Here is an 11,735-nt window from a genome sequence, read left to right as displayed (position 1 = left end):
ATCGGCCGGCCTTAACGGAGGAGCGTTTTCTTGAGGACCCGTTTTACCCGGGGGAACGCATGTACAAAACAGGGGATGTAGCCCGCTGGCTCCCTGACGGGAATATGGAATTCCTGGGCCGTACGGATGATCAGGTGAAAATTCGCGGTTACCGGATTGAGCCTGGAGAAATTGAAGCGGCGCTTAGAAGCATAGAAGGCATAAGGGAAGCGGCCGTTACCGTACGGACAGACAGCGGCGAGCCGGAAATATGCGCTTATATAGAAGGACTCCCGAGAAACAAAGTGCGGGCGCAGCTTGAGAGACGGCTGCCGGGCTACATGATCCCAGCCCATATGATCGAGATGGAACAGTGGCCGGTTACGCCAAGCGGAAAGCTGGACCGGAACGCCCTGCCAGCTCCTAACGGAGCGGCAGATGCAGAGACCTACACAGCGCCAAGAAATGTGACCGAGATGAAGCTTGCCCAGCTGTGGGAAGACGTCCTGAAAAACGGCCCTGTCGGGATTCACGACAACTTCTTTGACCGCGGAGGACATTCCTTAAAAGCAACGGCGCTTGTCTCCCGAATCTCAAAAGAATTTGATGTACAGGTGCCGCTGAAAGATGTGTTTGCCCATCCGACGATAGAAGGACTGGCTTCTGTTATCCGTGAAGGAACGGACAGTCCATATGAAGCAATAAAGCCGACGGAACAGCGTGAGACCTATCCGGTTTCATCTGCCCAAAAGCGGATCTATGTCCTTCAGCAGCTGGAGGACGGAGGGACAGGCTACAATATGCCGGCTGTATTAGAACTGGAAGGGAAGCTTGATCCAGAAAGGCTGGACAGGGCTTTCAAAGAGCTGATCAAGCGCCACGAGTCGCTTCGTACCTCCTTTGAACAGGATGGAGGCGGTGAGCCGGTGCAGCGCATCCATGATGAGGTGCCGTTTACATTACAGACGACAGTTCTCGGCGACCAAACTGAACAGGAGGCCGCAGCCGCGTTTATCAAGCCGTTTGATCTCAGCCAAGCGCCGCTGTTCCGTGCCCAAATCGTAAAGGTATCAGATGAGCGGCACCTTTTGCTGGTTGATATGCATCACATCATTTCAGACGGTGTTTCCGTCAACATTCTGATTCGGGAATTCGGAAAGCTGTACAACAACCAGAACCTTCCGGCGCTTCATATTCAATATAAAGACTACGCCGTATGGCAAGAAAAATTCAAAACAGGAGACGCGTACAAAACGCAGGAGGCGTACTGGCTGAAGCAGCTCGAGGGCGAACAGCCGGTGCTGGATCTCCCGGCTGATCAACACCGCCCGCCGGTGCGGAGCTTCGCGGGTGACAAGGTCTCCTTTACGCTTGATCAAGAAGCGGCATCAGGGCTTCACAAGCTGGCACGGGAGAATGGAAGCACACTGTACATGGTGCTCCTTGCGGCCTACACAGCGTTATTGTCACGCTTAAGCGGACAGGAAGATATCATCGTCGGCTCGCCAATTGCTGGCCGTCCGCACAAGGATCTGGAGCCGATACTCGGCATGTTTGTGAACACGCTGGCGCTGCGGACACGCCCGGAGGGCGGGAAGCCGTTTGTACAGTATTTGCAGGAAGTGCGCGAGACTGCATTGGAAGCTTATGAGCACCAGGATTATCCGTTCGAAGAGCTTGTCGATAAGCTTGAATTGACAAGGGATATGAGCCGGAATCCGCTCTTTGACGTCATGTTTGTTCTTCAAAACATGGATCAGGAATCGTTGGACCTGGATGAACTGTGTCTCAAACCTGCAGCAAATAATGGGCACCAAACGTCCAAATTTGATTTAACCCTATATGCTCAGGAACAGCCCCACGGTTTGCTGACGTTCCAAATGGAGTTTAGTACTGACTTATATAAGAAAAAAACGATAGAAAAGTGGCTTCAATACTTCATCAATATGTTACTCTCCATCATCCAGGACAACAAAGCCGTTCTCGGAACAATAAATATCCTGAATGAAGATGAGGCCCATTACCTTATCTATGAACTTAATCGTACAAAAATGGATTATCCAAGAAATGAAACCATCAGCAGACTCTTTGAAATGCAGGCGGAACAAACGCCTAATGCAATAGCAATTGTCAGCGATACACAAGAGTTAACTTACGCGGACCTGAACAACTGGGCAAATCAAATTGCTTCACTTCTACAGAGAAAGGGAGTCGGTCCCGATCGAGTCGTAGCCTTGTTGGCAGAACGAACGCCAGAACTCATAGCAGGTATGCTGGGCATTCTGAAAGCCGGGGGAGCCTATCTGCCTATCGATTCTAATCTGCCTGTTGAACGCATAGCTTATATGCTGTCTGACAGCAGGGCAGCATTACTCCTTCAATCTGAAAAAACAGAAAAACAGCTATTAGGCATTGAATGTGAACAAATCATAATCGAAGATATTCAAAAGCAAGGAGAGGCGAAGAACGTTGAATCTTCAGCAGGGCCCCATTCACTTGCATATATCATTTATACCTCTGGATCAACCGGTAAACCAAAGGGTGTCATGATTGAGCAGCGAAGTGTCATTCGTCTTGTGAAAAACAGCAATTATATTACATTTACACCAGCTGACCGCCTTCTGATGACATCATCAATCGGTTTTGACGTTGGATCATTTGAATTTTTTGGACCGCTGTTAAATGGTGCCGCTTTGCACCTGTCCGATCAACAAACCTTTCTCGATTCCCAACAGCTTAAGAGATACATAGAACATCAAGGAATCACAACGATGTGGCTGACCTCGTCTCTATTCAATCATTTGACAGAGCAACTCGAGACAACATTTTCGCAGCTTAACCATCTGATCATAGGCGGAGAAGCTTTGTCGGCAAGCCACGTCAATCGAATCAGAAATGCCTGCCCTGAAGTATCGATATGGAACGGATATGGGCCAACCGAAAATACAACTTTTTCGACATGCTTCCACATTCAAAAAACATATGAACTCTCCATTCCGATCGGGCGGCCGGTTGGCAATTCCACCGCTTATATCTTAAATCAATGGGGAATGCTGCAGCCGGCCGGAGCTGTTGGCGAACTTTGTGTCGGCGGAGATGGCGTTGCCAGAGGGTATTTACACCGTCCTGATTTAACGAAAGAGAAATTTGTCCAAAACCCATTTGTACCCGGCGATCGACTGTACCGCACAGGTGATCTGGCGCGCTGGCTTCCCGATGGCACAATTGAGTACGTTGGCCGTATTGATGATCAAGTAAAAGTCAGAGGCTATCGGGTAGAGCTGGGTGAGATCGAATCAGCACTTCGCCACATAGACGGAGTCAAGGAAGCGGCGGTGTTGGCACGTACAGGACAGTCAGGGAGCAAAGAGCTGTTTGGCTATATCAGCGTAAAAACCGGCACGAATGCTGAACAAGTGCGTTCTCTTCTCGCCCGTTCACTGCCTAATTATATGATTCCGGCGTATATCATTGAAATGGAGAATCTTCCGCTCACATCGAACGGCAAATTGAACCGGAAAGCACTGCCTGAACCAGATTTCGCATCTAAACAAACATACATCCCGCCACGCAACGAACTTGAAGAGCAGCTGGCATTGATCTGGCAGGAGGTTCTAGGCATCCAGAGGATCGGAATAGAGGATTCATTTTTTGAATTGGGCGGCGATTCAATCAAAGCGCTTCAAGTTTCTGCACGTCTCGGGCGCCACGGGTTAAGCTTGCAGGTAAGTGATTTATTCCGTCGTCCAAAGATAAAAGACTTATCACCATTTATTCGTAAAACAGAGAGAGTCATAGAACAAGGACCTGTTCAGGGAGATGTTCCATGGACGCCTATTCAGAAATGGTTTCTCTCACAAGACATAGAAGAACGACACCATTTCAATCAGTCTGTCATGCTTTTCCATACTGACCGTTTGTCTGAAGACGCTCTTAGAGCATCCTTAAAAAAGCTGGCGGAGCATCATGATGCGCTTCGGATGGTTTATCGTAACGATGGCGGGCGATGGATTCAAATCAACCAAGGCATTCATGAATCACAGCTATACAGGTTAAAAATATCTGATCTTTCACAATCTGAAAACGATTGGGAAACACAAATCAAACGAGAAGTTGCAGATCTTCAGCAAAGCATCAATTTGCAGGAAGGGCCATTGTTACATGCCGCGTGGTTTAAAACACTGACCGGAGATTACTTGTTCCTCGCGATCCATCATCTAGTCGTTGACGGTGTGGCATGGCGGATTTTGCTGGAGGATTTGTCAGCAGGGTACCAACAAGCGTCCTCAGGCCAGGCGATTCAGCTTCCGCCTAAAACTGATTCCTACCAGGAATACGCCAGACGGATTCAGGAATATGCCCAAAGCAGCAAGCTGATTCGTGAAGAGGCGTATTGGCGAAGTGCAGAAGAACAGCAAACTGCGGAACTGCCATATGAAATGCCGCTTCATGAGAACACCGGCTGCAGCATGAGGGCCTCGGTAAGCTTTTCACTCTCTGAAGCAGACACTGACGTTTTGCTGCAAAACGTCAATCACGCCTATGGCACAGATACACAAGATATTCTGTTAACCGCAGCATCGTTGGCGATTTGTGAATGGACAGGAGGAAGCAAGCTCCGAATCGCTATGGAAGGACACGGAAGAGAGCACATTATACCGGAGTTAGATATCAGCCGAACGGTCGGCTGGTTTACATCCATGTATCCCGCCCTCATAAGCTTTGAAAATGAAAGGGATGAGCTGGGGACCGCAGTAAAAACCGTTAAAGATACGCTGGGCCGGATACCAAACAAAGGAATAGGTTACGGTATGCTGAAATACCTCACACACCCTGAAAACAAAAGCATTGCGTTTTCAAAAACACCTGAAATCAGCTTTAACTATTTGGGCCAGTTCAACGACATCGAAAGACAGGGCAGCTTCCGCCCATCAAGTCTTGGAAGCGGCAAAGATATCACTCATACATGGAAGCGTGAGCAAATCATAGAGATAAGTGCAATGGCAGCAGACAAAAAGCTTCATTTCAATCTTAGCTATCCGCCGGCCCGTTTCCATAGAAACACAATGGACCAGCTTATCAACAGGATCGAACACTTTTTGCTGGACATTATGAAACACTGCACCGGTAAACAAAAAGCAGAAAAGACACTGAGCGATTTTAGCAGTCAATCATTAACGGCAGAGGATTTGGACAGTATATCCAGCTTAGTGGAAGATTTGTAGAAAATCGTGACAGGGAGACATGAACATGACAAAAGCGAATTCAATTCAGGATATTTATCCGCTGTCTTACATGCAGGAAGGGATGCTTTTCCATTCCCTCCTGCAAAAAGATTCACAGGCATATGTTGAGCAAGCTTCTTTTACAATAGCAGGAAAAGTCAATCCGCAGTATTTTCAAAACAGCATCAATGCTCTTGTCGCAAGACACGATATTTTCAGGACAATTTTTATCAGTCAAAATGTTTCCTCTCCCCAGCAGGTTGTCCTGAGAGAACGGAATGTCGTCGTGCAGGAAAAAGACATTACGCATTTAAACAAAGAGAAGCAATCACAGTTTATCGAACAATTGAAAGAAAAAGACCGCGCTCAAGGGTTTCACTTGCAAAAAGATCTGCTCATGCGCATCACTCTGATTCAAATAGGAGAGGGCCAATACACTTGTATTTGGACCTTTCATCACATCATGATGGACGGCTGGTGCCTCAGTATTGTGTTAAAGGAATTTCTTCATATTTATGCATCTTATGTAAATGAATCCGCTATATCACTAGAGCCGGTTCAGCCATACGGAAGGTATATCAAATGGCTGATGGAGCAAGACAAAGAGCAGGCGGTTTCATATTGGGATCATTACCTTTCCGGCTATGAACAGCAAACCATGCTCCCAAAACAGAAAAAACCAAAAGGGAGAAGCAGGCAGGAACACGTTACGTTTTCATTCTCTAAGAAAGAAAGCAGCAGGCTTTCGGAGCTTGCGGCAAGAGAAGAAGTGACACTCAGTACGATTTTCCATACCATTTGGGGCATTCTGCTTCAAAAGTATAATAATCATGATGACGCCGTATTCGGTTCTGTCATTTCAGGAAGACCCGCCGAAATCGAAGGCATTGAACAAATGGTAGGTCTTTTCATTAACACGATACCGGTTCGGGTGCAGGGGGCAAAAACACCCTTTCTACAGCTCATAAAAGATATGCAAAAAGACCGTCTTGCCGCTGAAGAATACAGCTACCATCCTTTATATGAAATTCAAGCCCGTTCAGCGGTTAAGCAAGGGCTGATTGACCATATTCTCGTATTTGAAAACTATCCGGTGCAGAAAGAGATTCAAATGCTCAACAAACAGGAACATGCTTCAGATCTTTTTCAGATTCATAACTTCACTGTGGCAGATGAAACCAACTACAGCTTTTATCTTATGGTAGCGCCAGGAGAAGAAATCCATATGAAAATGAGCTATGATGCTGAGCAGCACGATCGGTCTTTTGTGCTTTCTGTCAAGGAGCATCTTCTGAATGTTGTATCGCAAATTTTACACAATCCGAATCTTTCACCTGGAGAAATCAAGATTACGACAGACACTGAAAAGCGGCAGCTGATTGGAGAAATCGCAGATCGAACACCAGTTTACGAAACCATCCATGCCATGTTTGAAACACAAGCAGAAAAGACGCCGGATGCTTATGCTGTAATTGATCAAGCCTGCTCGTTAACATACAAAGAACTGAATAAATCGGCGAACAGATTGGCGCGGCATTTACGAATGAAGGGTGTTGCGAGACAAGAACCCGTTGCGATTATGATGGAACGCTCAGCGGCGTTTATCACAGGTGTTCTTGGAATCTTAAAGGCAGGCGGCGCTATTGTTCCGATTGATCCGTATTATCCAGCTGACAGAATCCGTTATATTCTAAATGACTGCGGCTGTTCGCATGTTGTTTCACAAGCGCATCTTTCCTCATCGTTAGAAAACAATTACATTATCACTCATGCAGAAGATATCGAAAGCAAAGAAGACGGCAGTAACATGAAGTCAGTCAATAATGCTGACGATCTGCTGTATATCATTTATACGTCAGGTACAACAGGTAAACCAAAGGGTGTTCAATTTGAGCATCGAAACATGGCTAACTTGCTGAAGTTCGAATATGCACACTCTGGCATTGATTTCGAAGCAGATGTTCTGCAATTTGCGACACCTGCCTTTGACGTCTGCTATCAAGAAATATTTTCTGCGCTTCTTAAAGGCGGCACACTGCACATCGTGCCAGAATCCATAAAAAGAGATGTGCCCCAGCTGTTTGCATTTATAAACAAGCAACAGACGAATATTGTGTTTCTCCCAACTGCTTTTATCAAAATGATTTTCAGCGAGCAGCAACTGGCGAACTCGTTTCCTTATGGCGTCAAACATTTGATTGCAGCCGGGGAACAATTAATAATTTCAGAGCTTTTTCAGGACGTATTGCGTGAGCGCGGCCTGCACCTGCACAATCATTACGGACCTTCAGAGACTCATGTGGTATCTACGTATACCATTCATCCGGGAGACCCTATTCCGGAGTTTCCGCCAATCGGTAAACCGATAAGCTGTACTGATCTATATATTTTGAATCATCAAAAACAGCTGCAGCCATACGGCGTACCAGGTGAACTCTATATTTCCGGCGGAAGTGTTGCCAGAGGATATGTCAATCACGATAAACTGACACGCGACAAATTTTCATCCGACCCATTCAGGCCTGGTGCGATCATGTACCGTACAGGTGATTTGGCCAGACGGCTTGAAGACGGCAACATCGAATATATCGGACGGGCAGACAATCAAGTGAAAATCAGGGGTTATCGAATCGAGCCGCAAGAAATCGAAGTCACGTTAATGAATCATCCGGACATAAAAGAGGCTGCCATTCTCATTAGACAAGATGAAAACGGTGAACATGAATTACGCGCTTACTATTGCAGTGTACAAAAGGTGAATGCAATAGATTTACGCAGCTATATGGCTAGTGAGCTACCAGAATACATGATTCCGGCGAAATGGGTATGGGTTGACAGCATACCTCTTACCCCAAATGGCAAAGTAGATCAATCAGCACTTCCAGAGCCAGATGCTTCAATCAGCGGAAATCCATATACTGCTCCTCGTAATCTGTTAGAGGCAAAGCTTTCACAACTATTTGAAGATGTGCTGAAGAATGGCTCTATAGGCATCCAAGACAACTTTTTTGATCATGGCGGCCACTCTCTAAAAGCAACAGTGCTGATGTCACGGATTGCAAAGGAATTTCATGTGCAAGTTCCGCTTAAGGACATTTTTGCCTATCCGACAGTGGAAGGGTTAGCTTCAATCATTCGAAATGCAGAAGAAAATCCGTATGCAGCAATTGAACCGGCAGAAGAAAGGGAGGCATATCCTGTATCTTCCGCTCAAAAACGGATCTATGTGCTTCAGCAGCTTGATGAGGGTGTCGCCTATAATATGCCTGCGGTCTTAGAACTGGAAGGGACACTGGATGTCGCTAACCTGTCTGCTGTATATAAAGAACTGATCAGTCGGCATGAGCCTCTTCGAACTTCCTTTGTATCCGGGGCAGATGGCGAGCCTGTTCAGCGTATTCACACCGAGGTACCGTTTGAATTAAGCAGAGAGACCGATATCGAGAGATTTGTTCGTCCCTTTGATCTCAATCAAGCGCCGTTATTTAGAGCGGGTCTTGTAAAAGTGTCGAACGAGAAGCATGTATTGCTGGTAGATATGCACCATATTATTTCAGATGGCGTATCCGTTCAGCTCCTAATCCGAGAATTCACCGATCTTTATGCAAAACGGCAGCTTAAGCCGCTGCGGATCCAGTATAAAGATTACGCCGTCTGGCAGCAGCTTTTTAAAAAGGGAGACTCGTATCAAAAGCAGGAGACTTACTGGCTGCAGCAGTTTAGCGGAGACCTCCCTGTACTAGAGCTTCCGACAGATAAACGCCGTCCGGCAGAACGGAAATTCACAGGCGGAAAAGTAACCTTTCAAATGGATAAAGAGCTCACGTCCCGGATAAAACAGCTTGCCCATAAAAACAGCAGCACACTTTACATGACACTGCTCGCTTTGTATTCAGCTTTTTTATCACGGTTAAGCGCTCAAGATGATATCGTAATTGGTTCACCTATCGCCGGACGGCCCCATGCCGACCTTGAAGCTGTTCTTGGGATGTTCGTCAATACATTGGCTCTCCGCACACGACCGGCCGGTCATAAGACATTTGAAGAATTTCTGAAAGAAGTCAGACAGACGGCACTGGAAGCGTACGAGCATCAGGATTATCCGTTTGAAGAGCTCGTGGATAAACTCGGCGTACAGCGGGAAATGAGCCGGAATCCACTGTTTGACACAACGCTTGTCCTTCAGAATATGGACCAGCAAAAGCTGAAAATGAAAGATGTACAGCTTCAATGGAAGGACTTGCATCATCCAATATCTAAATTCGATATTTCCTTGTATGTTACAGAACACGATTCCGAACTTTTCTGTCAGTTTGAATACAGTACAGCTTTGTTTGAGAAAGCGACCATCCAAAGGTGGGCCGGCCTTTTCACCACCCTTGTGGAACATACAGCTGTCAGTCCTGAAACAGAATTGGACAACATCCCAATCTTAACAATAGGAGAAGAGAGAGAGTTCATTGAAGCATGCCATCCGGTTCAGGAGACGGGCTATCTGATGAATCAAACGCTCCACCATGCACTCGAACAGCAGGCAGCAAAAACGCCTGATCAGACAGCCGTTATCTTTGAAGCTGGAGCGATGACCTATAAAGAATTGAATGAACAGGCTAACCGTATCGCCTGGGAGCTGATTGGACGGGGAGTAAAATCTGAAACAACAGTTGCCATTATGGGAAGGCGTTCGCCTGAAATGCTGATTGGCATTTATGGCATTCTTAAAGCGGGCGGCGCTTATCTGCCCATTGACCCGGATTATCCGGAAGAACGAATCAGCTTTCTGCTCAAAGACAGCGGTACAAACATTCTCTTGCTTCAGTCTGACGGCCTTCATGTTCCGGCATTTGCAGGAGAGATTCTTTATCTCAATCGGACAAATAACGGGCTGAAACATCGTTTGTCCAATCCGAATGTTAACGTTCTCCCGCAATCTTTAGCCTATGTCATCTATACATCCGGCTCTACCGGGATGCCTAAGGGCGTTGAAGTTGAACATCGATCAGCGGTGAATTTTTTGAATTCCCTTCAGTCCCGTTATCAACTGAAGCAATCAGATGTGATTATGCATAAAACATCTTATTCATTCGACGCTTCAATATGGGAGCTGTTTTGGTGGCCTAATGCCGGTGCTTCTGTTTATCTGCTTCCTCAGGGAGGCGAAAAAGAACCTGAAGTGATTGCAAAGGCCATAGAAGAACAAGAGATCACAGCTATGCATTTTGTGCCTTCAATGCTACATGCCTTTTTAGAACATATAAAAAATCGCTCTGTACCGATGAAGAAGCCAAACGGACTCAAGCGGGTGTTTTCCGGTGGAGAGCAGCTGGGGGCCCATCTCGTCTCCCGATTTAGCGAGTTGCTACCAAATGTTGCATTAACCAATTCCTACGGGCCAACAGAGGCAACTGTAGAAGCTTCATTCTTTGATTGTCCGATGCATGAAAAACTTGAACGAATTCCTATTGGCAAACCTGTTCACCATGTCAGATTGTATATTCTCAATCAGAAGCAGCGGATGCTGCCTGCCGGATGTATCGGTGAACTGTACATTGCCGGAGCGGGTGTGGCCAGAGGCTATCTGAATCGGCCGGCCTTAACGGAGGAGCGTTTTCTTGAGGACCCGTTTTACCCGGGGGAACGCATGTACAAAACAGGGGATGTAGCCCGCTGGCTCCCTGACGGGAATATGGAATTCCTCGGCCGCACGGATGATCAGGTGAAAATCCGTGGCTACCGGATTGAGCCCGGAGAAATTGAAACGGCGCTTAGAAGCATAGAAGGCGTCAGAGAGGCAACCGTTACCGTACGGACAGACAGCGGCGAGCCGGAATTATGCGCTTATATAGAAGGACTCCCGAGAAACGAAGTGCGGGCGCAGCTTGAGAGACGGCTGCCGGGCTACATGATCCCAGCCCATATGATCGAGATGGAACAGTGGCCGGTTACGCCAAGCGGAAAGCTGGACCGGAACGCCCTGCCAGCTCCTAACGGAGCGGCAGATGCAGAGACCTACACAGCGCCAAGAAATGTGACCGAGATGAAGCTTGCCCAGCTGTGGGAAGACGTCCTGAAAAACGGCCCTGTCGGGATTCACGACAACTTCTTTGACCGCGGAGGACATTCCTTAAAAGCAACGGCGCTTGTCTCCCGAATCTCAAAAGAATTTGATGTACAGGTGCCGCTGAAAGATGTGTTTGCCCATCCGACGATAGAAGGGCTGGCTTCCGTTATCCGTGAAGGAACGGACAGTCCATATGAAGCAATAAAGCCGACGGAACAGCGTGAAACCTATCCGGTTTCATCTGCCCAAAAACGGATTTATGTCCTTCAGCAGCTGGAGGACGGGGGGACAGGCTACAATATGCCGGCGGTATTGGAGCTGGAAGGAAAGCTCAATCCCGAAAGGCTGGACAGGGCTTTCAAAGAGCTGATCAAGCGCCACGAATCGCTGCGGACCTCCTTTGAACAGGATGGAGGCGGTGAGCCGGTGCAGCGCATCCATGACGAGGTGCCGTTCACATTACAGACGAC

General features: G+C 47.2%; 2 protein-coding genes. Both read left to right on the top strand.

Going from position 1 to position 11,735, the window contains the following annotated elements; genetic code table 11:
• Positions 1 to 5,204, top strand: a 5,204-nt coding sequence (locus tag C1T29_RS11550) for a non-ribosomal peptide synthetase (RefSeq protein WP_208945701.1), incomplete at its 5' end; no start/stop codon positions are given.
• A gap of 25 nt (positions 5,205 to 5,229) precedes the next feature.
• Positions 5,230 to 11,735: non-ribosomal peptide synthetase (locus C1T29_RS11545; protein WP_208945722.1), on the top strand; the 6,506-nt coding region annotated here is incomplete at its 3' end.

The sequence above is a fragment of the Bacillus sp. MBGLi79 genome (assembly GCF_002953915.1).
The sequence above is the reverse complement of the archived record's forward strand: the minus strand, read 5'-3'. Positions and strand labels throughout refer to the sequence as shown.